26 protein-coding genes are annotated in these 23,321 nt (G+C 71.8%); 13 read left to right on the top strand and 13 right to left on the bottom strand.

What is annotated here, in order from left to right; all coding sequences use genetic code 11:
- The first annotated feature begins 60 nt into the window (after positions 1-60).
- Genes Val02_RS34760 through ychF form a run of 4 tightly spaced genes read left to right on the top strand, consistent with a single transcriptional unit; the run spans position 61 to position 3,183 of the window.
- Positions 61-558 carry a SigE family RNA polymerase sigma factor gene (locus Val02_RS34760; protein WP_203903537.1) on the top strand — a complete coding sequence of 166 codons (498 nt, stop codon included), beginning with the start codon at positions 61-63 and terminating at the stop codon, positions 556-558.
- Positions 555-1,574: a hypothetical protein gene (locus Val02_RS34765; RefSeq protein WP_203903538.1), complete on the top strand. Its 1,020-nt coding sequence runs from the start codon at positions 555-557 to the stop codon at positions 1,572-1,574. Before Val02_RS34760 ends, Val02_RS34765 begins: the two co-directional genes overlap by 4 nt.
- Before the next feature lie 27 nt (positions 1,575-1,601).
- Positions 1,602-2,084, top strand: coding sequence for a hypothetical protein (locus Val02_RS34770; RefSeq protein ID WP_203903539.1), 483 nt, complete (start codon positions 1,602-1,604; stop codon positions 2,082-2,084).
- A gap of 10 nt (positions 2,085-2,094) precedes the next feature.
- Positions 2,095-3,183, top strand: a complete 1,089-nt coding sequence (gene ychF / locus Val02_RS34775) for a redox-regulated ATPase YchF (protein ID WP_203903540.1) — start codon at positions 2,095-2,097, stop codon at positions 3,181-3,183.
- Positions 3,184-3,294: 111 nt separating this feature from the next.
- Here ychF and Val02_RS34780 read toward each other — a convergent pair whose 3' ends face one another.
- Both Val02_RS34780 and Val02_RS34785 read right to left on the bottom strand, forming a co-directional pair.
- On the bottom strand, positions 3,295-3,810 hold the full coding sequence (locus Val02_RS34780; RefSeq protein ID WP_203903541.1) for an NUDIX hydrolase: 516 nt from the start codon (positions 3,808-3,810) through the stop codon (positions 3,295-3,297).
- 21 nt (positions 3,811-3,831) lie between these two features.
- Positions 3,832-4,143: a 4a-hydroxytetrahydrobiopterin dehydratase gene (locus Val02_RS34785; RefSeq protein WP_203903640.1), complete on the bottom strand. Its 312-nt coding sequence runs from the start codon at positions 4,141-4,143 to the stop codon at positions 3,832-3,834.
- 214 nt (positions 4,144-4,357) lie between these two features.
- Here Val02_RS34785 and Val02_RS34790 point away from each other — a divergent pair, with 214 nt between their 5' ends.
- Positions 4,358-4,750: a (deoxy)nucleoside triphosphate pyrophosphohydrolase gene (locus Val02_RS34790; RefSeq protein WP_239153577.1), complete on the top strand. Its 393-nt coding sequence runs from the start codon at positions 4,358-4,360 to the stop codon at positions 4,748-4,750.
- 77 nt (positions 4,751-4,827) lie between these two features.
- On the opposite strand, the gene Val02_RS34795 is transcribed toward Val02_RS34790, so the two are convergent.
- From Val02_RS34795 to Val02_RS34820, 6 genes are all read right to left on the bottom strand, one after another.
- The gene (locus Val02_RS34795; RefSeq protein ID WP_203903543.1) at positions 4,828-5,886 is read right to left on the bottom strand and encodes a succinate dehydrogenase/fumarate reductase iron-sulfur subunit; all 1,059 of its coding nucleotides are present in this window, start codon (positions 5,884-5,886) and stop codon (positions 4,828-4,830) included.
- A complete protein-coding gene (locus Val02_RS34800; protein ID WP_203903544.1) occupies positions 5,886-7,775 on the bottom strand; it encodes a fumarate reductase/succinate dehydrogenase flavoprotein subunit in 1,890 nt (629 codons plus the stop codon). The genes Val02_RS34795 and Val02_RS34800 overlap by 1 nt, the downstream gene beginning before the upstream one ends.
- An 11-nt stretch (positions 7,776-7,786) precedes the next feature.
- The gene (gene sdhC / locus Val02_RS34805) at positions 7,787-8,599 is read right to left on the bottom strand and encodes a succinate dehydrogenase subunit SdhC (protein ID WP_203903545.1); all 813 of its coding nucleotides are present in this window, start codon (positions 8,597-8,599) and stop codon (positions 7,787-7,789) included.
- Between the two features lie 166 nt (positions 8,600-8,765).
- Complete coding sequence (locus Val02_RS34810; protein ID WP_203903546.1) at positions 8,766-10,157, bottom strand: TldD/PmbA family protein; 1,392 nt, start codon at positions 10,155-10,157, stop codon at positions 8,766-8,768.
- Complete coding sequence (locus Val02_RS34815; protein ID WP_203903547.1) at positions 10,154-11,590, bottom strand: TldD/PmbA family protein; 1,437 nt, start codon at positions 11,588-11,590, stop codon at positions 10,154-10,156. Before Val02_RS34815 ends, Val02_RS34810 begins: the two co-directional genes overlap by 4 nt.
- An 11-nt stretch (positions 11,591-11,601) precedes the next feature.
- Entirely contained in the window at positions 11,602-12,540 is a 939-nt protein-coding gene (locus Val02_RS34820) for a threonine ammonia-lyase (RefSeq protein WP_203903548.1), read from the bottom strand.
- A gap of 76 nt (positions 12,541-12,616) precedes the next feature.
- Here Val02_RS34820 and Val02_RS34825 point away from each other — a divergent pair, with 76 nt between their 5' ends.
- Positions 12,617-13,480: a LysR family transcriptional regulator gene (locus Val02_RS34825; protein WP_203903549.1), complete on the top strand. Its 864-nt coding sequence runs from the start codon at positions 12,617-12,619 to the stop codon at positions 13,478-13,480.
- Here Val02_RS34825 and Val02_RS34830 read toward each other — a convergent pair.
- Together Val02_RS34830 and Val02_RS34835 are read right to left on the bottom strand one after the other, a co-directional pair.
- Positions 13,461-13,736, bottom strand: coding sequence for a 4a-hydroxytetrahydrobiopterin dehydratase (locus Val02_RS34830; protein ID WP_203903550.1), 276 nt, complete (start codon positions 13,734-13,736; stop codon positions 13,461-13,463). The two genes, Val02_RS34825 and Val02_RS34830, sit on opposite strands and share 20 nt — an antisense overlap.
- Entirely contained in the window at positions 13,733-15,832 is a 2,100-nt protein-coding gene (locus tag Val02_RS34835; RefSeq protein ID WP_203903551.1) for a S9 family peptidase, read from the bottom strand. Before Val02_RS34835 ends, Val02_RS34830 begins: the two co-directional genes overlap by 4 nt.
- Positions 15,833-15,894: 62 nt before the next feature.
- Between Val02_RS34835 and mshB the strand changes: the two genes are divergently transcribed.
- The 3 genes from mshB to Val02_RS34850 all read left to right on the top strand — a co-directional run bounded on the left by mshB (position 15,895) and on the right by Val02_RS34850 (position 17,856).
- On the top strand, positions 15,895-16,770 hold the full coding sequence (mshB, locus tag Val02_RS34840) for an N-acetyl-1-D-myo-inositol-2-amino-2-deoxy-alpha-D-glucopyranoside deacetylase (RefSeq protein ID WP_203903552.1): 876 nt from the start codon (positions 15,895-15,897) through the stop codon (positions 16,768-16,770).
- A gap of 73 nt (positions 16,771-16,843) precedes the next feature.
- Positions 16,844-17,332 carry a hypothetical protein gene (locus Val02_RS34845; RefSeq protein WP_203903553.1) on the top strand — a complete coding sequence of 163 codons (489 nt, stop codon included), beginning with the start codon at positions 16,844-16,846 and terminating at the stop codon, positions 17,330-17,332.
- A 59-nt stretch (positions 17,333-17,391) separates the two neighbouring features.
- A complete protein-coding gene (locus tag Val02_RS34850; protein ID WP_203903554.1) occupies positions 17,392-17,856 on the top strand; it encodes a hypothetical protein in 465 nt (154 codons plus the stop codon).
- 4 nt (positions 17,857-17,860) lie between these two features.
- Here Val02_RS34850 and Val02_RS34855 read toward each other — a convergent pair whose 3' ends face one another.
- On the bottom strand, positions 17,861-18,778 hold the full coding sequence (locus Val02_RS34855; protein ID WP_203903555.1) for a GNAT family N-acetyltransferase: 918 nt from the start codon (positions 18,776-18,778) through the stop codon (positions 17,861-17,863).
- Between the two features lie 83 nt (positions 18,779-18,861).
- On the opposite strand from Val02_RS34855, the gene fdxA reads away from it, so the two are divergent.
- From fdxA to Val02_RS34870, 3 genes are all read left to right on the top strand, one after another.
- Positions 18,862-19,188 carry a ferredoxin gene (gene fdxA / locus Val02_RS34860; protein ID WP_239153566.1) on the top strand — a complete coding sequence of 109 codons (327 nt, stop codon included), beginning with the start codon at positions 18,862-18,864 and terminating at the stop codon, positions 19,186-19,188.
- Positions 19,189-19,214: 26 nt separating this feature from the next.
- Positions 19,215-20,288, top strand: coding sequence for a succinyldiaminopimelate transaminase (gene dapC / locus Val02_RS34865; RefSeq protein WP_275415637.1), 1,074 nt, complete (start codon positions 19,215-19,217; stop codon positions 20,286-20,288).
- Positions 20,289-20,349: 61 nt separating this feature from the next.
- On the top strand, positions 20,350-21,012 hold the full coding sequence (locus Val02_RS34870; protein ID WP_203903557.1) for an SIMPL domain-containing protein: 663 nt from the start codon (positions 20,350-20,352) through the stop codon (positions 21,010-21,012).
- A gap of 3 nt (positions 21,013-21,015) precedes the next feature.
- Here Val02_RS34870 and dapD read toward each other — a convergent pair whose 3' ends face one another.
- Positions 21,016-21,990, bottom strand: a complete 975-nt coding sequence (gene dapD, locus Val02_RS34875) for a 2,3,4,5-tetrahydropyridine-2,6-dicarboxylate N-succinyltransferase (RefSeq protein WP_203903558.1) — start codon at positions 21,988-21,990, stop codon at positions 21,016-21,018.
- A gap of 47 nt (positions 21,991-22,037) precedes the next feature.
- Here dapD and dapE point away from each other — a divergent pair, with 47 nt between their 5' ends.
- On the top strand, positions 22,038-23,108 hold the full coding sequence (gene dapE / locus Val02_RS34880) for a succinyl-diaminopimelate desuccinylase (protein ID WP_203903559.1): 1,071 nt from the start codon (positions 22,038-22,040) through the stop codon (positions 23,106-23,108).
- Here dapE and Val02_RS34885 read toward each other — a convergent pair.
- Positions 23,105-23,251 (bottom strand): hypothetical protein, encoded by a 147-nt coding sequence (locus Val02_RS34885; RefSeq protein ID WP_203903560.1) that lies wholly within the window; start codon positions 23,249-23,251, stop codon positions 23,105-23,107. The genes dapE and Val02_RS34885 overlap by 4 nt on opposite strands.
- Between the last annotated feature and the right edge of the window lie 70 nt (positions 23,252-23,321).

The raw sequence follows: 23,321 nt of genomic DNA on the forward strand, positions 1-23,321 counted from the left end.
ATCACCGCGCAGCGGATCGAGCCGCTTTCGCGTTTAAGACTAGCGACGGAAGGGGGCTCGATGGCGTTCGAGGAGTTCGCGGCGCACCGGCTGCCGGCGCTGCTGCGCTACGCGGTGCTGCTCACCGGCGACCGGGAGCTGGCCCGCGACCTCGTGCAGGAGGTGCTCACCAAGGCGCTGGTCCGCTGGCGCCGCATCGAACGCCTCGACGACCCCTACGCGTACGTGCGCGCCATGACGACCAACGCGTACCTGTCGATCCTGCGCCGCCGCCGGCTCCCGACGGTCGCGCTGACCTACGAGGCGCTCGACGGGCCGCGCGCACCCGCCGCCCCCGATCCGGTCGTGGCACTGCACGATCGCGCCGAACTGTGGCAGCGGCTGACCGGCCTGCCCCGCAAGCAGCGCGCCGTGCTGGTGCTGCGCTACTACGAGGGGCTCACCGACAACGAGATCGCCGAGGTGTTGCACTGCCGGCCGTCGAGCGTGCGGGCGTTCGCGGCGCGGGGGTTGGCCACGCTGCGCGCCGGGCTGGTCCACGAGGGGAGGACCCCATGACCGACAACCTGTCGCAGCTGATGACGGAGTTCGCCGACGATCTCGCCCCGTCGCCGGAGGGCATGCTCGAGCAGGCCCGTCGTGGGGCCCGTCGGGTGCGGCGCCGGCGGCGGATCACGGCGGTCGTGGTGGCCGTCCTGCTGGCCGCGGTCGTGGTGGTGCCGCTGCGCTTCCTGGGCGGCGGCGCATCGCGAACGCCGTACGTGACGCCGTCCCCGTCGCCCTCGGCGTTCTCGTGGTCCCGCGGCCCGTTGGAACTGAACGTCGAGCTGGCGCCACGGGAGTACCTCATCATCGGGCGCGCGCAGAGCTACCGGTACGGCCGCGGCTACCTGACGGTGGTCGACCCGGGCGCCTTCGACCCCACGCCGCTGCTCGGCGGCGAGCCGGTCACGCTGGGGAACCGCACCGGCTATTACCTGTCCGACCCGCCGACCGACTCGGGCCCACGACTGGTGGCCCTGCGGGACCCCTCCGGCGCATGGCTCCTGGTGTCCGGCGAGGACCTGCGTGACGGCCTGCTGAACGCCGCCGCCCAGGTGCGCCTCGGGCCGCCGCGGCCGTTGGCGATGCCGTTCCGGCTGGGATACCGGCCACCGGGCATCGACGTCGGCACGGCGCGCGTCGACCTGGGGGGAGCGCCGGGGTGGGCGCAGACCAATCTCGGGTTCGGCGGCAGCGCGACCGCGCCGATCCCGTCGATGTTCGACTGGGGGCGGGAGGGTTCTCAGCTCATCGTCAACGTCTCGTCGCTGCCGGCGCCCCTGGAGGAGATGCTCCCCGACGAGCCGAACACCACCGTCGCGGGCCGGCCGGCGTGGTGGTACGAGCGGCCGGTCGGTCGGGTCAACGTCGGCCCGAAGGGTGCGCTCCTCGCGGTCCGCTTCCCGACCTGCCTCTTCACGGTGACGGTGCTGGACCGCGCCCGGTTCCCGCGGGCGGAATTGGAACGCATCGTTGCCGGCGCCGACGTCCGGGACTGCCGCGACCGGTCCACCTGGGTGGCGCCGCTCTAGAGAGACAGGCACCGATACCCTTCGGGCATGCTGCGCAAGGTGATCGGCACGCTCCTTTTCGTAGTGCTCGTCGGCTTCGCGGCCGGCACCGCGTGGACCGCCGTCGGGCACCTGGACAAGGCGTGGCGGCTGGCCGACGCCGCCTGGCTGGGCGACTCCGGCGCGGTCGAGATAGCGGCCTGCGGCGAACCGGACGCCGACGTCGGCACGCGGGCCTGCACCGGCCGCTTCCGTGCGAAGGAAGCCGGCGGAGGCGATCCGACCGTGCGGATCGACCTGTCCGAGGACGAGCCGCACGACCCGGGCGCCCGGGTGCCGGCCGTCGTCGGCGGCCTCGACGGCGATCGCGCCTACCCGGCCGGCGGCCCCGGTGCGTTCACCGTCGCCCTGCAGCTGATCCTGGCGGCGGTCATCGGGAGCGTCGGGTACGCGTGCGGATGGCTCGCCTACCGGCTGGCCAGGGAGCCGCGCATCTGGCTCCGTGACCGCTGGCGCGGGCGGCGTCCGTAGACTCGCAGGCGTGTCCTCACTCTCCATCGGCATCGTCGGCCTGCCCAACGTCGGCAAGAGCACCCTGTTCAACGCGCTGACCAAGAACGACGTGCTCGCCGCGAACTACCCGTTCGCCACCATCGAGCCCAACGTCGGCGTGGTGGGGCTGCCCGACCCCAGGCTCGACAAGCTGGCGGAGATCCACGCGTCGCAGAAGATCGTGCCGGCGCCGGTGTCGTTCGTGGACATCGCAGGCCTGGTGCGGGGCGCCTCCAAGGGACAGGGGCGCGGCAACGCGTTCCTCGCCAACATCCGCGAGTCGGCGGCCATCTGCCAGGTGGTGCGGGCGTTCTCCGACCCCAACGTGGTGCACGTCGACGGCAAGGTCTCGCCCGCCGACGACATCGAGACGATCAACACCGAGCTGATCCTCGCCGACCTCCAGACGCTGGAGAAGGCCGTGCCGCGCCTGGAGAAGGAGGCGAAGCTCAAGAAGGACCGGGCTCCGGTCGCCGCCGCCGCCAAGGCCGCCGCCGAGCTGCTCAACGGCGGCACCACCCTGTACGCCGGGGCCGCGAAGGCCGGCATTGAGGTCGAGCTGCTGCGCGAGCTGCACCTGCTCACCGTGAAGCCGTTCCTGTACGTGTTCAACGTCGACGAGGCGGAGCTGGCGGACCCGGCGTTCCTGGACGAGCTGCGCACCCTGGTCGCGCCGGCCGAGGCGATCTTCCTCGACGCCAAGGTGGAGTCGGAGCTGATCGACCTTCCCGAGGAGGAGGCCCGCGAGCTGCTGGAGTCCATCGGCCAGCCGGAGCCGGGCCTGCACCAGCTGATCCGGGTCGGCTTCCGGACGCTCGGCCTGCAGACCTACCTGACGGCCGGGCCGAAGGAGGCCCGCGCGTGGACGATCCCGATCGGGGCCACCGCGCCCGAAGCGGCCGGCGTGATCCACTCGGACTTCCAGCGCGGCTTCATCAAGGCCGAGGTCGTCGGCTACGAGGACCTGGTCGCGGCCGGGACGATGGCCGCCGCGAAGGCCGCCGGCAAGGTGCGCATCGAGGGCAAGGACTACGTCATGAAGGACGGCGACGTGGTGGAGTTCCGCTTCAACGTATAGAGATTCTTATTTACGCGCGTCCGTCGTGGGCGCGACCGCCCGCGCGCACCGCTCCGGGCCGGGCCGCTTCGCGTGCCCGGCCGCTCCGCTGCCGGCTGCGCGTGCAGTGGACTACAGGCCGGCTCGTCTGATGGTCTCGGCCACGTTCGGCTGGGTCTGGGCCTTGGCCTCTTCGGCCGTGAGCCACCTCAGCTGCGCCTGCTCGTTCTCCGGGACGATCTCGTCGGGGGTGTAGGTCGCGAGCACGTAACGGATGTCGGCGTGTTCGTGCGCCGGCTCGTCGCCCTTGGGCTTCACGGGGACGATCACCACATGCACGGGTGCGTCCGCGGGCCAGGGCTCGAGGTCCTTCAGCCCGGTCTCCTCGTGCGCCTCGCGCAGCGCCACGGCGAGCAGGTCGTCCTCGCCCTCGTCGGCGTGGCCGCCCACCTGCAGCCAGGCCTGCTGGCGTTCGTGCCAGCGCAGGAGCACCCGCGCGGTCGGCGGGTGGATGATCAGGGCCGACGCCGTCAGGTGCAGCGGGATGGAGCGGTGGAACGGGTCTTCGGTGGTGGCGAGCATCGCGCGGGTCCGGGCGAGGTCGGCGGCCTCGGTCTCGTCGCGAGCGATGTATCCGGAAAGGAGCATCCGGCCAGGTTATGCGAAGAGCTAGGCAACTCCGGTGATACGGCGGTACATGTCCTCGATCCGGGCGGCTAAAGCAACCTCGCCTTCGGAGAGATCCTCTCCGTGGGCGCTGCGCAGGCTGATCTGCGTGGCGCCGTCGAGCCGGCGGATGTGCGGCCGAAGCTGGTGGGCGTCGGCGGCGACCTTGATCTGCTCGGTGAGTGCGGCGTGTTGATGGTCGTCGAGACGGAGGGTCCGGCGAATCTCCTGCTTCTCCCGGGTCCAGCCCTGCAGTAGGGCGAACGCGTCGGTCAGATAGTTTCGCTGCTCTCTGCTGCCCCAACGAGCACGCATCGCCACCCCCTGTTTCGGCGTCGTTGCCGGCTTGTGGCCATTTCGAAGCCGCGCTGTCATCATTCGCTCAAGGCCATCCTTCCCGAACAGCAGGGAAACTGTCCACGCCCACAATTCCCCCGTCTGGTGACCTACGGGACGTAGGCGTGCACCTCTTCTTCGCTTAGTTCTGGCACTGTTGACCGCCGTGTACATTGAACGGCCGATGCCTGGACTGATTGTTGGAGCCGCGATCATCGTCGATGGCCGTGTGCTCGCGTGCGAACGTGCGGATCCGCCCGAAATGGCCGGTCGCTGGGAGTTCCCCGGCGGGAAGGTCGAGCCGGGTGAATCCGACGTCGACGCGCTCGTCAGAGAATGCGAAGAGGAACTGGCCGTGACCGTGGAGGTCGGCGAGCGTGTCGGCCCCGACGTTCCGGTCCGGGGCGGCCGACTGCTGCGGGTCTATCTCGCACGGCTGGTGGGTGACCAGGAGCCGCGCCTGATCGAGCACTCCGCGCTGCGGTGGCTCTCCGCCGACGAGTTGGACGACGTGGTGTGGCTACCCGCCGACGCGCCCATCGTGGCGGCGCTGGCGCCGTTGCTGCCCCGCGTGAGCACTCCGTAGCGGCGTCGAAGCGGTTCACCGAAAGCGCAACCGCCGCCCACTCACGGGGAGTGGACGGCGGCGGGTGACCTCGACGGTCAGTGCTCGTCGTGCTTCGGCTTTTCCTCGCGCGGGTGCTGGTAGGACAGGTTCTCCGTCGGCAAGGGGAACGTCACGTCGTCGCCGAACGGGGACTGCGCGGCAGCCCGGTCGCTCGTCAGTTCGGTGAGGTTGAGCTTGCCGTCCTCGCCCACCGGTGCCGCCTGCGGAGCGGCCGGCGTGTGGTGCCAGTTGGTGGTGGTCGACGCCTGCGTCCCCGCGGCGGCGGCCTCCTCGCCACCCGACACGGACGCGCCGGACATCGCCGGTGCGCGGTGCGGGGTCGAGACGGCCGGCTCGTCCAGCTGGTCGCGGCGGAAGATCTTCCGGCCCAGCCACACGATCGGGTCGTACTTCCGGTCGACGACGCGTTCCTTCATCGGGATGATCGCGTTGTCAGTGATCTTGATGTGCTCCGGGCAGACCTCGGTGCAGCACTTGGTGATGTTGCAGTAGCCGAGCCCCTGCTCCTGCTGCGCCATCTCCTTGCGGTTCTCGCGCTCGTCCAGCGGGTGCATGTCGAGCTCGGCCGCCCGGATGAAGAACCGCGGACCGGAGAACGTCGGCTTGTTCTCCTCGTGGTCGCGGATCACGTGGCAGACGTTCTGGCAGAGGAAGCACTCGATGCACTTGCGGAACTCCTGCGAGCGTTCCACGTCGATCTGCTGCATCCGGTACTCGCCCGGCTGCAGGTCCTTCGGCGGCTCGAAGGCCGGCAGCTCCCGCGCCTTCTGGTAGTTGAACGACACGTCGGTGACCAGGTCCCGGATGATCGGGAACGTCCGCACCGGCGTGACGGTCACGGTCTCGCCCTCGCCGAAGGTCGACATGCGGGTCATGCAACCCAGCCGCGGCTTGCCGTTGATCTCCATGGAACACGAGCCGCACTTGCCGGCCTTGCAGTTCCAGCGCACGGCCAGGTCGGGCGTCTGCGTGGCCTGCAGCCGGTGGATGATGTCGAGCACGACCTCGCCCTCGTTGACCTCCACCTGGAAGTCCTCGAGCTGACCGCCGCTCTCGTCGCCCCGCCACACGCGGAAGTGACGAACGGTTCCCATCACGCACCATCCTTGTCGAGCCCGGAAAGCTCCTCGGGGGTCATGTACTTCGCGAGTTCCGAGTAGTCGAACAGGCCGAGCAGCTCCGGCCGCATCGTCGGCACCGGCTGCCGCGTCAACGCGATGTCCTCGCCCTCCAGCGAGCACACCAGGTTGACCAGGCGCCACTGCGGGTTCATGCCGGGGAAGTCCTCGCGGGTGTGGCCGCCGCGCGACTCCTCCCGCTGGAGCGCCGCCTTCGCGGTGCACTCCGAGACGATCAGCATGTTGCGCAGGTCCAGCGCCAGGTGCCAGCCCGGGTTGTAGCGCCGGCCGCCGCCCACGCCGACCTTCTTGGCCCGCTCCTTCAGCTCCATCAGCCGGCCGAGGGACTGCTCCAGCTCGCCCTGGCGGCGGATGATGCCGACGAGGTCACCCATCACCTGCTGCAACTCGCTGTGCAGCGTGTACGGGTTCTCCCCGCTCTCGCCGCGGTTCAGCGGGGCCAGCGCGGTCTCGACGGCCGCCTCGACGGTCGCCGCCGACACCTTCTTGCGCGGGTGCGCGTCGGCGAACTTCGCCGCGTACTCACCCGCGCGCTTGCCGAAGACCAGCAGGTCGGAGAGCGAGTTGCCGCCGAGGCGGTTGGAGCCGTGCATGCCGCCGGAGACCTCGCCGGCCGCGAAGAGCCCCTCGACGTGCGCCTGCGCGGTGTCCGCGTCGACCTCGACGCCACCCATCACGTAATGGCAGGTCGGCCCGACCTCCATGGGCTGCTTCGTGATGTCGACGTCGGCCAGCTCCTTGAACTGGTGGTACATCGACGGCAGCCGCTTACGGACCTGCTCGGCCGGCAGGCGGCTGGCGATGTCCAGCAGCACGCCGCCCGCGGGCGTTCCACGGCCCTCTTTGACCTCGGAGTTGATCGCGCGGGCGACCTCGTCGCGCGGCAGCAACTCGGGCGGACGCCGGTTGTTGTCCGGGTCCTCGTACCAGCGGTCGGCCTCCTCCGGCGTCTCCGCGTACTGCTTGCGGAACACGTCCGGAACGTAGTTGAACATGAACCGCTCGCCCTTGGTGTTCTTCAGGACGCCACCGTCACCGCGCACGGACTCGGTGACCAGGATGCCCTTGACGGACGGCGGCCAGACCATGCCGGTCGGGTGGAACTGCAGGAACTCCATGTTGATCAGCGTCGCGCCGGCGCGCAGGGCCAGGGCGTGGCCGTCGCCGGTGTACTCCCACGAGTTGGACGTGACCTTGTAGGACTTGCCGACGCCACCGGTCGCGAGCACGATCGCGGGCGCGTCGAAGAGCACGAAGTCGCCGGACTCGCGGTAGTACCCGAAGCAGCCCGCGACGCGGCCGTCCTCGATGAAGAGTTCGGTGATCGTGGTCTCCGCGAAAACGCGGATCTTCGCGTCGTAGTCGCCGAACTCGCGGTAGTCCTCCTGCTGCAGCGACACGATCTTCTGCTGCAGCGTGCGGATCAGTTCGAGGCCGGTGCGGTCGCCGACGTGCGCGAGGCGCGGGTATTCGTGGCCGCCGAAGTTCCGCTGCGAGATCTTTCCGGTCTTGGTGCGGTCGAAGAGCGCGCCGTAGGTCTCCAGCTCCCAGATGCGGTCCGGGGCCTCCTTGGCGTGCAGCTCCGCCATGCGGAAGTTGTTGAGGAACTTGCCCCCGCGCATGGTGTCCCGGAAGTGGACCATCCAGTTGTCGTTGGGGTTGACGTTGCCCATCGCGGCGGCGGCACCGCCCTCGGCCATGACGGTGTGCGCCTTGCCGAAGAGGGACTTGGAAATGATGGCGGTCTTCTTGCCGGCCAGCCGGGCCTCGATCGCCGCGCGCAGGCCGGCACCGCCGGCCCCGATCACCACGACGTCGTACGAGTGCCGCTCAATGTTGGTCATCGCAGCGCCTCTTAGTTGTAGAACCGGAAGTCGGTGATCCAGCCCGCGGACACCGACATGATGTAGGCGTCGACCAGGATGACGGTCACCAGGGAACTCATCGCGAAGGTGCCGTGTCGCGCGTTCAGCTTCGACACGAGCGTCCAGAACCGGTAGCGCACCGGGTGCTTGGAGAAGTGCTTCAGCCGGCCGCCGACGACGTGCCGGCAGGCGTGGCAGGAGAGCGTGTAGCCGGTCAGCATGGCGACGTTGACCCAGATGATCAGCGTGCCGAGCCCGACACCGAAGCCGCCGTCCGCGCCGTGGAACGCCTTCGTCGCGTCGTAGAAGTTGATGAGCAGCACGACGGCCGCGAGGTAGAAGAAGTACCGGTGGGAGTTCATGCCGATGAGCGGGAACCCACGCTCGCCGGTGTACTTCTTGTGCGGCTCGGCGACACCGCAGGCCTGCGGCGACAGCCACAGCGACCGGTACCCGGCCTTGCGGTAGTAGTAGCAGGTGACCCGGAAGCCGGCCACGATCGGGAACGCCGCCAGGCCCAGCGGCAGCCAGCGCGGGAACTCGCCGAAAGGCGTACCGAAGTGCGCTGACCCCGGGACACACGATTCGCTCAGGCACGGCGAGTACAGCGGCGTCAGGTAACCGAAGTCGTCGACCCAGTAATACTTATTCATGAAGATGCGGATCGTGGAGTACACGATGAAGAAACCAAGAATCGCCGCGATACTCAGCGGGAAGAACCACCACCGGTCGGTCCGCAGCGTGCGTGCCGCGATGGCGGCGCGGGGACGCGTCCCTCCCGGTCTCGTTACCGTGCTCGTCATTGCAAGCTCCTGAGCGGACATATTTGGGTGAGTCGCAGGACACGTTACGCCCGGAGAATCGTCCTCACCGCCACGGGGCGTCCAGTATGTGACGGGAGTGTGTGCAGAAATTCACTGCCCGGGTGTCATCCCCGGCACCGCCTGCTCAGTCGCTCGCGCCGCCGGCTCACCCGCTCGCACCGCCGGTGAAGTGCCAGGACGCCAGGCGCAGGGCGGGTGCCCGGTGCGCGGCGCCGGAATAGCGTTCGACCAGCGCGTGCGCGTGCGCGCCGATGCCGAGCACGCGACCGGGCGCCAACGCCGCCGGGTAGGACTGGGTGAAGCGCAGGTTACGCACCGGCGCCGTCACCTCGCCGTCTTCGATCAGCCAGACGCCGTTGCGGGTGAGCCCGGTGATGACGGCGCTGCGCGGGTCGAGCACCCGGGTGTACCAGAAGTCGGTCACCAGCAGGCCGCGCCGCACACCGGCGACGAGGGCCGCCACGTCGGAGTCGACCACCGGTCCGGTCGCCTCGGTCGCCGCCGGGCCGCCCGCCGGGGTGATCGCCAGGTGCGTGCCCATCGGCCCGAACGTGTCGCCGAAGCCGTTCGAGTGGCCGGTCGACTCCGCCCCGACCTCGCGTGCGGTGCGGCGATCGTGCGGCACGCCCTGGGTCACGCCGTCGCGCACCAGTTCCGTGCGGCGCTTCGGGGTGCCCTCGGCGTCGAACGGCACGCCGTACGTGTCCGCCGCGAGCGCGTCGTCGACCAGGGTCAGCGCGCCGTCGAACTGCGCCTCGCCCGGCCGGGCGAACGAGCGGCGTTCGGCGAAGGCCCGGCCGTTGAAGACGTAGAACGACAGCCCGCTGAGCAGGTCGCCGACGGCCTGCGGCTCGAGCACCACCTCGTAGTCGTCCGGCGGCAGGTCGACGCCGCCGATCGTGGCCTGCGCCTTGGCGGCCGCGCGCGCCCCGAGCAGGCCGCCGTCGAGATCGGCCAGCCGGCGGGAGGTGGCCCGCGCGACGCCGTCCGCCGGGCCGCCGTCGGTCGAGGCGGCGCGGGCGACGCCGTCCAGGGACGCCTCCGTGTAGCCGCCGCGCAGCGACTGCCCGGCCGTGTTCCCGAACGTCGCCGTGGCCGTGGACGTGCGCACGTAGCCGGCGGCGAGCAGCCCCTTCGCCGACTCGACGAACGCGCCCACCACGGCGGCCCGCTCGGCGGGGGTCGCGGCGGCGGTGGCCGGGTCGACACTCGCGAACCCGTCCCGTGCGGCCGGGTCCAACGATCCGGCCGGCGCGACACCGGCCCACAGCGCGTCGGGCGGCAGGAGGGCGGCCGTGGCGGTGAGGCGTTCGACCAGACGGGCGAGACCCGCGGCGTCGACCGTCGTCGTGCTGCCCGAGGCGGTCCGGCCCGCGGCGTGCAGGCGCAGCGTGACGCGGGTGCCGGTGTCGGCGACGTTCTGGTGGATGTAGGAGTTGGCGAACCGGGTGACGGCCGACGCGTGCTCGACCACCGTCACCTCGGCCTCGACCCCGGCCGGGACCAGCGACAGCACCTGCTCCACGATCGCGCTCATCCGGACACCCCCACGCGGACGTTCTGGAAACGGGCCGGCGCCGCCGGGTGACCCGTGTGGCCGATCTGGCCCGGCTGGCCCTTGCCGCAGTTGGGCGTCCCCCAGGTGGTCGTCTCGCTGCCGAGCATGTCCATGGAACGCCAGAAGGTCGGCCCGATGCCGGTGTACGTCGGGTTGCGCAGCATCCGGCCGCGCCGCCCGTTCTTCACCTCCCACGCGATCTCGCAGCCGAACTGGAAGTTCAGCCGCTTGTCGTCGATCGACCAGGAGCGGTTGTTCTCCATGTAGACGCCGTCGTCGGTGGCGTCGAGCATCTCGTCGAGCGTGTGCGGGCCCGGCTCGAAGCCGACGTTCGTCATGCGCACCATGGGCATCTTGGACCAGCCGTCGGCGCGCACGCTGCCGCCGTAGTCGAGCCCGGCGACGGCCGCCGAGTCCCGGCCGGCGAGCACGCCGACCCAGATGCCGTTCTTGACGGCGTAGCGGCGCTGGGCGCGGGTGCCCTCGTCGTCGTAGCCGAACGAGCCGAGGCCGCCCGGCAGCGTCGGGTCGATGACGATGTTCATCAGCTCGGAGCCGTAGCGCAGGTCGCCGAGGCCGGCCAGGTCCAGCCACGACGTGCCGGCCATCGCGGCCTCCCAGCCGAGGATGCGGTCCAGTTCGATGGCGTGGCCGACGGACTCGTGGATCTGGAGCATCATCTGCTCGCTGCCGATGATCACCGTGGTCTCACCGGCGGGGCAGGCCGGCGCGCGCAGCAACGCCTTCGCCTCGTCGGCGATCCGGGCGGTGTGCGCCGGCAGGTCCAGCCCGCGGATCTGCTCCCAGCCGGCGGTGCCGTACTGGCCGCGGAAGCAGGGGTACGAACGGCGCTGCGTCTCGTGCTCGCCGACCGTCGTGGCCCACATCCCGCCGCCGCACTTGCGGATGTGCTGGTCGATGCGGTGCCCCTCGGAGGAGACGAACCACGTCCGGTGGTCCCAGATGTGGTACTGCGCCTCGCCCAGGTCCGCGCCGGCCCGGTGCAGGTCGGCGGTGACCGAGGTCATCAGGTCGCCCTTCTCCGACAGCGGCACCGACAGCGGGTCCTCCTCGCACGGGCTGGCCCAGGAGGCCACCTCGGCGGGGGCCGGCACGAGGTCGATCGCCGGCCCCGGCACGGAGGCGCTCGCGCGGGCGATCTCCGCCGCGGTCCGCCCGGCGTCGCGGGCCGCCGCGCCGCCGGGGTCGGGCACCGCGAAGTACCCCCAGGAGGAACCGACGAGTGCGCGCACCCCCAGGCCGGCGTCGTCGGAGCGGTTCAGCGCGGTGACCGCGCCGTTGCGGGCCGACATCGACTCGTCGGAGCGGAGCATCACCCGCGCGTCGGCGTACCGCGCACCGGCGGCCAGCGCGGCCTCCACCGCCGCGGTCGCCGCGTCGAATTCCGTCATGGGAGTTCACATTAGGCGGAAAGGTTTCGAAGTTCCTGGGGACCCGCGTTGCCTCCGGTACAGATGACGGCGATCTTCCGGCCCGCGAACCGGTCGGGATGCGTGAGCACCGCGGCCAGGGCCGTGGCGCCGGCACCCTCGGCGAGCGTGTGCGCGTGGGTGGCCAGCAGCCGCTGGGCCCGCGCGATGTCGGCATCGTCGACCAGGAGGAAGTCGTTCAGGGCGCCGCGCAGGTGCCGCTGCGGCAGGTCGAACCCGCGTCCCGTGGCGAGCCCCTCCACCGCCGTGGTGTCCGGCCGCGTCACGCAGGAGCCGGCACGCCACGAGTCGTGTCCGGCGGGCGAGGCCGACGACTGCACCCCGATCACCTCGCACCGGGGCGCGAGTGCCGCGCGCACCACGCAGGCCGCGGCGGCGCCCGTTCCGCTGCCGATCGGCACCACGACGGCGTCGAGGTCGGGTGCGGCGGCGAACACCTCCTGGTACAGCGTGCCGACGCCGGCCAGGATGTCGGGCTCGTCGCCGGGGGAGACCAGGCGCAGGCCGTCCGCCTCGGCGAGCGCGGCGGCGTGCGCCCCGGAACCGGCGAGGTCGGCCCCTTCGAGCACGACCGTGGCGCCGAGCGCCCGCGCCGCCTGTGCCTTGAACGGGTTCGCCTTCTCCGGCATCACCACGACACAGCGCGTGTCGAACGCCGCTGCCGCATAGGCGATGGCCTGCGCGTGGTTGCCGGTCGAGTAGGTGACCACGCCGCGCGCGCGTTCGTCCGCGCTCATCCGGTCCAGCAGGGTCAGCGCGCCGCGCGCCTTGAACGCCCCCGTCGGCTGCGTGTTCTCGTGCTTGACCAGCACGTCCGGGTCCAGCTGGCGATAGGCCCACAGCGGGGTGGGCGGCAGGTGGGCGGCGAGCCGGCGCTGGGCCCGGAGGACGTCGTTGAAGGTCACCGTCATGCGTCCCATGCTCGGACGGCGGCGTCCCATCGGTCCAATGCCAATCTGCCGACAGTTGCATAGGTACGGTCTATGAGTGCTGGATGTGACCCGCCTTCGGGTGTTGGCGGCGGTCGCGCGGCTCGGTTCGGTGACGGCCGCCGCCCGCGAACTCCGCTACGCCCAGCCCTCCGTCAGCCACCACCTGGCGCGGCTGGAGGCGGAGACCGGCACCCGGCTGGTGCAGCGCGTCGGGCGCGGGATCCGGCTGACCGAGGCCGGCCGGGTACTGGCGGCACGCGCCGAGGAGATCCTGGGCCGGCTCGACGCGGCCGCGGAGGAGCTGGCCGCCCACGCCGGGCTGCGGGCCGGCCGGGTGCGCCTGGCGGCGTTCCCCTCGGCGCTCGGCACCTTCGTCCCGAGAGCCGCATCGAGCTTCGTCAGCGCGCATCCCGAGGTCGACATCGAACTGGTCGACGCCGAGCCGCCGGAGGCGGTAACGCTGCTGCGGACCGGCGAGGTCGAGGTGGCGCTGCTGTTCGACTACGCGGCGGCGGAGACCGACGGCCTGCGCCGCGTCCCGCTCCTGCGCGAGCCGCTGCACCTGGTCACCCGCGACGGAGGCGATCTGCGAAGCCACGCGGAGAGCCCGTGGATCGCCGGCTGCGAACGCTGCCGCGCCCAGCTGATCCGCCTCTGCGCGGAAGCCGGCTTCACCCCGCGCATCGCCTACACCACCGACGACTACGTGGCCGTGCAGTCCCTCGTGGCGGCCGGGCTGGGCGTGACCGTGCTGCCCGAACTGGCGATCGCCGCCCACCGCCACCCGCGGGTGCGCACCGATCCGATCCCCGGCGCGGAGCGCACCGTCGTGGCGGCCGTCTACGGCGACCCGCCCGACCCGCCGGCGACCGCGGCCCTCCTGCGCTACCTGACGGCGGCTACGGCGCCAGGGAGTTGATCACGCGGGCCAGCGCGAGATCCTGTTCCGTCACCACGCCGCCCTCGGAGTGCGTGCTGAGCCGGAACGTCACCTCCCGCCACCGGATCTCCATGTCCGGATGGTGGTTCGCCTCCTCGGCGGCCTCCGCGACCCGGTTGACCAGCCCGATCGCGCCCATGAACGACTCGCACGCCACGGTGCGCTCGATCGCCGACGGGCTCCCCGTCCAGCCGGGCAGTGCGGAGAGCGCGTGCGACAGCTCGTCCTGGTTCACGAGGCGGCCCCCAGGCTGCGGCGGATGAAGTCCAGTTCGATGCGGAGCAGCTTCTCCGCGAGCCCGCCGGCGGCCATGTGCGTCGCACCGGTGAGCGGGATCATCGAGTGCGGCCGGCCGGCGCCGAGCATCGCGGCCGACAGCCGCAGCGTGTGCGCCGCCACCACGTTGTCGTCGACGAGGCCGTGCACCAGCAGCAGCGGGCTGGGGCGTTCGCCCGGGGGCTCGGCCGCCGCCTCCAGCAGCGAGTTGTGCGCGTACACCTCGGGGTTGTCCTGCGGCAGGCCCAGATAGCGTTCGGTGTAGGCGGTGTCGTACAGCGCCCAGTCGGTGACCGGGGCACCGGCGACCCCGCAGTGGTACACGTCGGGACGCCGCAGCACGGCCAGCGCCGACAGCCACCCGCCGAACGACCAGCCCCGGATCGCCACCCGGCCCAGGTCCAGGTCGGTGTGCTTCTCCGCGAGCGCGTGCAGCGCGTCGACCTGGTCGGCGAGGATCACGTCGGCGAAGCGGCGGTGGATCGCCTTCTCGTAGCTGGGCGAGACGCCGGGCGTGCCACGGTTGTCGATCGAGACGACGGCGAAGCCGGCGTCGGCCCACCACTGGCGTTCCAGCCAGCGGCTGCGCACCGCGACCACCTCCTGGTGCCCGGGGCCGCCGTAGATGTCGACCAGCACCGGCAGCCGTCCGCCGGCGTGGTGGCGCGGGTAGAGCACCCCGGTCGGCAGCCGCCGGTCGGTGACCCGTTCCAGCGCGGGGCGGGGGGAGTACGGCGGGGTCATCGCGTGGTTGTCCAGCGTGCCGACGAGCGTGTCGCCGCGGAAGACCTCGTAGCGGACTCCGGCCTGCTCCAGCGACATCGAGCCGATCACCGTCGTGTCGCCACCGACCTCCGCCGTGTGCCAGCCGGCGCCGGAGGTGAGGCGTTTCGCGTCCGTTCCGCTCGGAGTCAGGGGAACGCGGTAAATGTGCTGCTCGCTCGGTTCGCCGTCACTGGCCTCCAGGAGCAGGTCCCCGCGGGAACGCCCGGCGACCCGCCGCACGTACAGCCCCGGCGGCGTGATCAGGCTGCCGTCGGCGAAGAGGCAGCGCGCGTCGTAGCCCTCGTGCGCCAGTTCGCCGCCGACGAGCACGCGCCCGTCGGCGAGGTACCCGGGCGTCCCGGGAACGGGCTCCACCCACCGCGGGTCGGCCAGCTCCGCGTGCACCTGCGTCTCGCCGGTGCGCGGGTCGACGGCCAGCACCAACCCGTGCTGCTGCGAACGGCGCAGCACCGCGATCAGCGGCCCGCCCGCCTGCGACCAGGAGACGGCCACCAGGTACGGGTACGTCTCCCGGTCCCAGTGCACGTCGACCCAGCCCCCGTCGAGGTCGAGCAGGTGCAGGGTGACGGCGGCGTTCGTGGCGCCCGCGTGCGGGTAGGCCACCGTGGTCGGCGCCTCCTCCGGCTTCGACGGGTCGTGCAGGTGCCAGCGCGGCACGCGCGACTCGTCGACCCGCGCGGCGAGCACGCACCGCCCGTCCGGCGACCACCAGTACCCGCGGTAGCGGCGGAACTCCTCGGCCCCGATGAACTCGGCGAGCCCCCAGGTGACGTGTTCCTCGCCGGCCAGCAGCGAGTCGTCGCCCTCGGGCGAGATCGTGTACAGCTTCCCGCCGCTGACGTAGCCGATGCGCTGACCCGTCGGGTCCAGTCGCGGGTCGACGACCGGTCCCGAGGTGGGCACGTGCACCACCTCGCCGCTGCGCAGGTCGGCCCGGAACAGCTGCCCGGCCAGGGGGAAGACCGCCAGCTCACCGGCCCGGTCGAGGGCGTAGGAGGCGATGCCGGAGGCGCTCAGGCGCAGCCGCTCGCGCAGCGCCCGTTCGGCCTCGGGCAGGTCGGCCGCACCGCCGTCGAGCAGGCCGGCCGGCTCGGCGATGAGCCGTTCGGACGCCTCGCGCACGTCGTAGACCCAGAGCCGGGTGACCGGATCCTCGGGACCGTTGGAACGCAGGAAGATCACCCGGTCGCCGTCGCGGGAAACGTTGATCGCCCGGGGTGTGCCGTGCGTGAACCGCTTGGTGCGGGCTGCCAGCTCGGGATAGTCCACCCGGGAATGGTTACCCGTGTGCCGCCCCGTTGTCATGCGGATCGCCACGTAGAGTTTGGGCGGTGAGTTCCCCCCGGACCGAGCGCAGCATTCTTTTCGTGCACGCCCACCCCGACGACGAGGCGATCAGCACCGGCGCCACGATGGCGCTCTACGCCGCCGCGGGAGCCCGGGTGACGCTGGTGACCTGCACCCTCGGCGAGGAGGGCGAGATCCACGTCCCCGCCTACGCCGGCCTCGCGTCGGACGCCGCGGACCAGTTGGGCGGCTACCGCATCGCCGAGCTGAAGGAGGCGTGTACCGCACTCGGGGTCACGGATCATCGGTTCCTCGGCGGGGCCGGCCGCTACCGGGACTCCGGGATGATGGGCTGGGAGACCAACCTGCGGCCGCGGGCGTTCTGGCAGGCGGATCTCGACGAGGCGGCCGGCATGCTCGTGGACGTCATGCGGGAGACCCGTCCGCAGGTGGTCGTCACCTACGACGAGATCGGCTTCTACGGCCACCCCGATCACATCCAGGCGCACCGGGTGACGATGCGCGCCGTCGAACTGGCCGCCGCCGAGGGGATCGCACCCGCGAAGGTCTACTGGACGGCGGTGCCGTACAGCGTCCTGGAGGCGGGGATCGGCGAGTTCGCGGACACCGAGGGCAACCCGTTCGAGGGCCTCACGAGCCCGGACGACCTGCCGTTCGGCACGCCCGACAAGGAGATCGCGGCGCGCGTGGACGGGCACGAGTTCGCCGATCAGAAGGTGGCCGCGATGCTGGCCCACGCCACGCAGATCTCGCCGAACTCCTGGCTGATGACGATCGCGGGCAACTTCGGCGCCGAGTTCATGGGCGTGGAGTTCTACGAGCTGGCCGTCGGGGAACGCGGGCCGGGCGGCGGCCCCAACGGCTGGGAGGCCGACCTCTTCGCGGGGCTGGTCATATGAGCGAGTGCCTGGACCGGAGCGCAGCGGAGGGAAGCCGCCGTGGGGCGGAGCCGTGCACTGAGCGGGTAGCGCTATGAGCGTCGACCTGACGAAGCCGGACGCTGCCCCGCCGCCGACCCCGCCGACGCCGTTCGTGCTGCCGCCGTGGGTCGATCCGGTCCTGTCGTGGGCCGGCCTCGTCGTCGCGACCGGTCTGGCCCTGCTGACCGGGCTGTTCGAGGCGTTCCTCACCCCCGTGCAGTGGAACGGCTGGCGGATCCCGGTCTCGCTCGTGGCGGCGCTGGTGCTCAATCCGGCGATCGTCTGGTTCACCTGGGTGACGACCAGGCGGAAGGCGGCGGCGCTGCTGCCGGCACTGGTCTGGATCGCCGTGCTGTTCGTGGCCGGCACGCAGACGGCCGAGGGCGACCTGGTGGTCACCGGCCCCGAGCACAACTGGGTCGGCGTCGCCACGATGACGGTCGGCTCGGTGGCGTTCGCGGTGGCGGGTTACAAACTGATCCTGACCGGACTCCCACCGATCCGCAGCGAACCGAAAGCCGGGCCCGAAGCGTCCTCGTGACAGTGGCTTGTACGGTCGGCCACTGTCAGATGCCCTCCGGAATTTGGTAGAAGGCTGTCATGGGGAAGCGATGGGTGCCGGTAGCGGTGCTGGCCGGCGTGCTGTTCGGCGTCAACGTCATCGGTCGGGTGGCCGCGAAGCTGTTCGCCGAGAAGGATGACGACAAGCAGATCACGATCGGACTGGTCGCGCTCGGCGTGATCGGCGTGATCGTGCTCGGGATGGCCGTGCGGTGGACCCAGCGCTATCCGATGAACCGCGTGTGGGGCACGCTCGGCGGCGCCGTCCTGGCCGCCTGCGCGGCGAGTGTGCTCATCGGGCCGCTGCTCGTCGGTGAGACGCCGTTCGCCGAGGGGGCGGGGCTCTTCTTCCGGCAGATCTGGTGGTACCTGGGCATGTCGCTCGCTGCGGGCGCGTTCGGTGCGCTGGCGGTGATGACGTTCGGCAAGGACTGGAAGTCGCAGGCGTGGAAGCGCTACGCCGAGCAGGCCAACGCCAAGCCCCGCAAGGTCGTGCGCCGCTAGGCCGCTAGGCCATCCGGCGGGTCACGTAGGCGTGTGCGGTGCGGAAGCCCTGGTCGGCGTAGAGGGCGATCGCCGCCTCGTTGTGCGCCTCGACCTGCAGGTAGGCCGAGGTGGCCCCGAGTGCGGCCGCCTCGCCCGCCAGGGCCTTCGTCACGCGCCGCGCCCAGCCCTGTCGGCGGTGCTCCGGCTGCACCCCGACGACGGAGATCCCGAGCCACCCGTGTGCCACGACTCCGCGTCCGATCGCCGCGAGTGTGCCCGTCGGGCCGTTCCCCTGAGCGAAACGGACCTCGGGGCCCGACGAGAGCAAGCGACGGGCGACCTCCGGGAGGCCGTGTTTTTGGCGGCCGGCGGCCGCCAGCCACTCCTCGGACGGCGCGCGGGTGACGCGGATGCCGGGGTCGGGCGGGCCGGTGAGGCCGTCGATCGGCGCGGTCTGCACCAGCGTGGGCGGTGACGCGCTCCAGCCCCGGCGGTCCAGTTCGGCGGTGAGCCGGCGGCCCAGCGGCAGCGGAACGGTGATCGCCGGCACCAGGCCGCGCGCGGTGTACCAGGCGACGACGGCGTCGACCGCTTCGGGGAGCGGCAGGCCCGGATCGCCGACCGGCAGCGCCGAGTTGCCGCGCGCGGTCCAGCCGTCGGTGGCGCGCAGCAGCCAGTCGCCCAGGTGATCCGTTTCAGCGGCCGGCCAGCCGAGCGCGGCGATCGACTCCAGGCGTTCGGTGCCGCTGCGCGCCCGACGGTCGGGTATCCGCTTCGCGGCGAGCACGTCGACGCGCGGCACCGCCACCTCGCCGTCCCGGGTGCGAACTGTGAAATTGCTCTCGCTCACCGCTACCAGCTCGCCGAGAGCGTCCGTGGCCTGCGAGCCGACCCGGTGCCGCACCACCACACGGTGACCGACATCCCCATGGCCCAGCACGATCGACCACCTCCCCCGGGGATACTAGGCTTCGGATAGCCTGCGAGGCGCCGCGTGACCAGCGGCAAGCAGAGGAGATAGTCGTGACCTACATCATCGCCGAACCGTGCGTCGACCTGCTCGACAAGGCGTGTATCGAGGAGTGCCCGGTCGACTGCATCTACGAGGGAAACCGGATGTTGTACATCCACCCCGACGAATGCGTTGACTGTGGTGCGTGCGAGCCGGTGTGCCCGGTCGAGGCGATCTTCTACGAGGACGACGTCCCGGAGCAGTGGAAGGACTACACCGGGGCCAACTACGAGTTCTTCGAGGACCTGGGCTCGCCCGGTGGCGCCTCCAAGGTCGGCAAGATCGAGAAGGACGCGTCGTTCGTCGCGAGCCAGCCGCCGCGCGAGGTGAACCACTGACTGCGGTCAAACCGTCGGCGAGCCGGTTGCCGGACTTCCCCTGGGACCGGCTCGCTCCGGCCAAGCAGCTCGCGGCGTCCCACCCCGACGGCCTCGTCGACCTTTCCATCGGCACGCCGGTGGACCCGGTCCCGGCCGCCGTGCAGGCCGCGCTGCGGGACTCCTCGGACACGCCCGGGTACCCGCTCACCATGGGCAACGCCCGGCTGCGCGACGCGCTGACCGACTGGGTGCGGCGGTTCTGCCTGGCGCCGGAGGGCGTCGGCGTCCTGCCCACGGTCGGGTCGAAGGAACTCGTCGCCTGGCTGCCGACGCTGCTCGGCATCGGCCGCGGCGACACCGTCGTCGTGCCGTCCCTCGGCTACCCCACGTACGAGGTCGGCGCGCGGCTCGCCGGGGCGACCGTGGCGCGCGCCGACTCGCTGGTCTCGCTGGGCCCCACCACGCGGGTGCGCCTCGTGTGGGTCAACTCCCCGTCCAACCCCACCGGCCGGGTGCTGCCCGAGCCGCACCTGCGCAAGGTGATCGACTGGGCGCGTTCGCGGGGGGCCGTCGTGGCCAGCGACGAGTGCTATCTCCCGCTCGGCTGGGAGGCCTCGCCGGTCTCGGCGCTGTCCGTCTGCGACGGCGACCTGACGGGTGTGCTGTCGGTGCACTCGCTCTCCAAGCGCTCCAACCTCGCCGGGTACCGGGCCGGGTTCGTGGCCGGCGACCCGGCTCTCGTGGCGCGGCTGCTGGAGGTGCGCAAGCACGCCGGGATGATCGTTCCGGAGCCGGTGCAGGCGGCCATGGTCGCGGCGCTCGCCGACGAGGAGCACGTGGCCGAGCAGCGCGAACGCTATGCCGCGCGGCGGGCGGTGCTGGCTGGTGCGCTGCGCGGTGCCGGGTTCGCCATCGAGCACTCCGAGGCCGGGCTGTACCTGTGGGCCAGCCGTGCCGGCGAGCCGTGCTGGAGCACGGTGGACTGGCTGGCGCGGCGCGGGATCCTGGTGGCGCCCGGCGAGTTCTACGGCCCCACCGGCGAACGCCACGTCCGCATCGCATTGACGGCGACGGATGAGCGGGTGCGTGCGGCGGCGGTACGGCTGGCCGTCGTCTAGGCGCCGTCCGGTGGGTGCGGCGCGGTCTGCGGGTGGCCGCCGGGGCGGGTAGTTTCGGGGCATGTCGCCCACCGTTGCCGTCCGTGGTGAGGTCACCCGGGAGGTTCCGCCCGAGATCGCCACCGTCTCCGTCAGCGTCGCCGCGAGTGATCGCGAACGGACCGTCGCCCTGACCCGCCTCTCCGAACGCAACGCCGCCCTCGGCGTCCTGCTCGACGGCTTCGGCGACGTCATCGAACGCCGCGAGACCAGCGGCCTGTACGTGTACCCGATCACGAAGGGGCCGGCCGAGCGGGTCACCGGCTACCGGGGCAGCGTGACGCTGACGGCGACCGTCGCCGACTTCACCGTTCTCGGCGACCTGGTGCTGCGCCTGGCGGATCAGGACCAGGCGACGGTCAGCGGCCCGCACTGGGCGTTGCGTCCGGACAGCGGCGCGCACCGGCAGGCCCGCCACGACGCGATCGCCGACGCGCTGGTGCGCGCCCGGGAGTACGCCGAGGCGCTGGGTTCCCAGGTGGTGAGCCTGATCGAGCTGGCCGACACCGGGCTTTCCGCCCGCGACGGCGGCGGCGGCCCGATCGCGCTCTCCGCCGGCGGCGGTGCGATGCGCACGATGTCGGCGTCCGCGCCGCAGCTGGACCTGGAGCCGCGGCTGCAGTGGGTGCACGCGTCGGTGGAGGCCCGCTTCGCGATCACCGATCCGCCGTCGCTGGGCGGGTGATCTCTAGTTGGCGTGCAGGGCGGCGTTGAGCTCGATGCCCCGCCCGGCCCGCTCCTTCGCCTCCAGCGCGCCGGTCAGCGAGTTGCGCCAGATCAGCACGTTGTTGAGGCCGCTCAGCTCGCGGGCCTTCACCACGCGGCCGTCGGCCAGCTTCACCTTCGAGCCGGCCGTCACGTAGGTGCCGGCCTCGATCACGCAGTCGTCGCCGAGCGAGATGCCGCAGCCGGCGTTCGCGCCGATGAGGCAGCGCTCGCCGATGCGGATGACCTCCTTGCCGCCGCCGGAGAGCGTTCCCATGATCGAGGCGCCGCCGCCGACGTCGCTGCCCTCCCCGACCACGACCCCGGCCGAGATGCGCCCCTCGACCATGGAGTTGCCGAGCGTGCCGGCGTTGTAGTTGACGAAGCCCTCGTGCATGACCGTCGTTCCGGGGGCCAGATGCGCGCCGAGCCGTACCCGGTCGGCGTCCGCGATGCGCACCCCGCTGGGCACCACGTAGTCGATCATCCGGGGGAACTTGTCGAGCCCGTACACCGCGAGCCGTTCGCCCTTGGAGCGCAGCGCCCAGCGCAGTTCGTCCACGCGGTCGGGCGGGCAGGGGCCGGCGGAGGTCCACGCGACGTTGGTCAGCGCGCCGAAGATGCCGTCCAGGTTGGCCTGGTGCGGCGTGATCAGCCGGTGCGAGAGCAGGTGCAGCCGCAGGTACGCGTCGTAGGCGTCCTTCGGCGGGTCGGCGAGGGAGCCGAGCACCACCAGCATCGCGACGCTGCGCAGCCCGGGCAGCGGCCGGTCGGAGGCCGCGTCGGCGGGCAGGCCGAGCAGCTCGCCGGCGGGCAGCGGCTGGCCGGGCGGCGCGTCGAGCGCGGGCGGTGCGCCGAGCCCGAGCTTGCCGCTCGGGTACCAGGCGTCCAGGACAGTGCCGTCGGCGGTCACGGTCGCGAGGCTCAGCCCCCAGGCTGGCGTGTCGAGTGCGCTCACGCCTACAGAAGTTAGCCGCGCACCCGGCGGCCGTTAAGGTCGGGGCCATGCTGTCCCACGTCGTGCTGGCCGATCCTGTCGCCCTGACCCGCGCTCTCGTCGACATCGAGTCCGTCTCGGGCAACGAGGCGGAGATCACCGACGCGGTCGAGGCCGCGCTGAAGGCGGCCCCGCACCTGGACGTCACGCGGGTGGGCAACACACTGGTCGCGGCCACGTCGCTGGGCCGGCCGCAGCGGGTGGTGCTCGCCGGGCACCTGGACACCGTGCCGGTCGCCGGCAACCTCCCCTCCCGCACGGAGGGGAACATCATGCACGGCTGCGGCACGTCCGATATGAAGAGCGGCGCGGCGCTGGCCCTGCACCTGGCCGTGCACGCCCCGGCGCCGAAGTACGACGTGACGTACCTCTTCTACGACTGCGAGGAGGTCGAGAGCGAGCGCAACGGCCTGCGCAAACTGGCCGCCTCGCACCCGGAACTGCTCGCCGCCGACTTCGCGCTGCTGCTCGAACCGACCTACGGGCTGGTCGAGGCGGGCTGCCAGGGCACCATGCGGGCGGTCGTGACGACGCGCGGGCGGCGGGCGCACTCGGCGCGCAGCTGGCTCGGCGAGAACGCCATCCACCGGGCCGGCGAGGCGTTGGCGAGGCTGCGGCGGTACGAGGCGCGGAGCGTGGAGATCGACGGCTGCGTCTACCGCGAGGGCCTGAACGCCGTGAAGATCGGCGGCGGCGTCGCCGGGAACGTGATCCCGGACGAGGCCTGGATCGAGGTGAACTTCCGCTTCGCTCCGGACCGTTCGGAGGAGCAGGCGCACGCGCACGTGCGGGAGGTCTTCGAGGGGTTCGAGGTGGCGGTGACGGACTCGGCACCCGGTGCGCTCCCGGGGCTCACGGCACCGCCCGCGAAGGAGTTCCTCGCCGCCGTCGGGCGGCCGCCGCAGGCCAAGCTGGGCTGGACGGACGTGGCCCGCTTCGCGACGCTCGGCATCCCGGCGCTGAACTTCGGCCCCGGTGACCCGAATCTCGCGCACACCCGCGAGGAGCACGTCGAGATCGACAAGATCGAGGCCGGCGCCGAGACCCTGCGCCGCTGGCTGGTCGGCGGGGAGTGCTAGGCGGCTTCGCGTTGCTCCAGCGGCTCGGGCTCGGTCGGCTCGGCGGCCGACGCGGGACCGAACGCGCGGCGCATCGCGATGATGTCGCGGATGCGCTGATTGAGCTGGCGACGACGCCGGGCCTGCTCGATGTGGCTGATCATGGCTCCCATACTTACTGAGACGCCCGAGCAGGGGTGGCAGGTTGCTGACCGTTTACGCAGTCGTAGATCC

This window comes from Virgisporangium aliadipatigenens, from assembly GCF_016863615.1.
GTDB lineage: Bacteria > Actinomycetota > Actinomycetes > Mycobacteriales > Micromonosporaceae > Virgisporangium > Virgisporangium aliadipatigenens.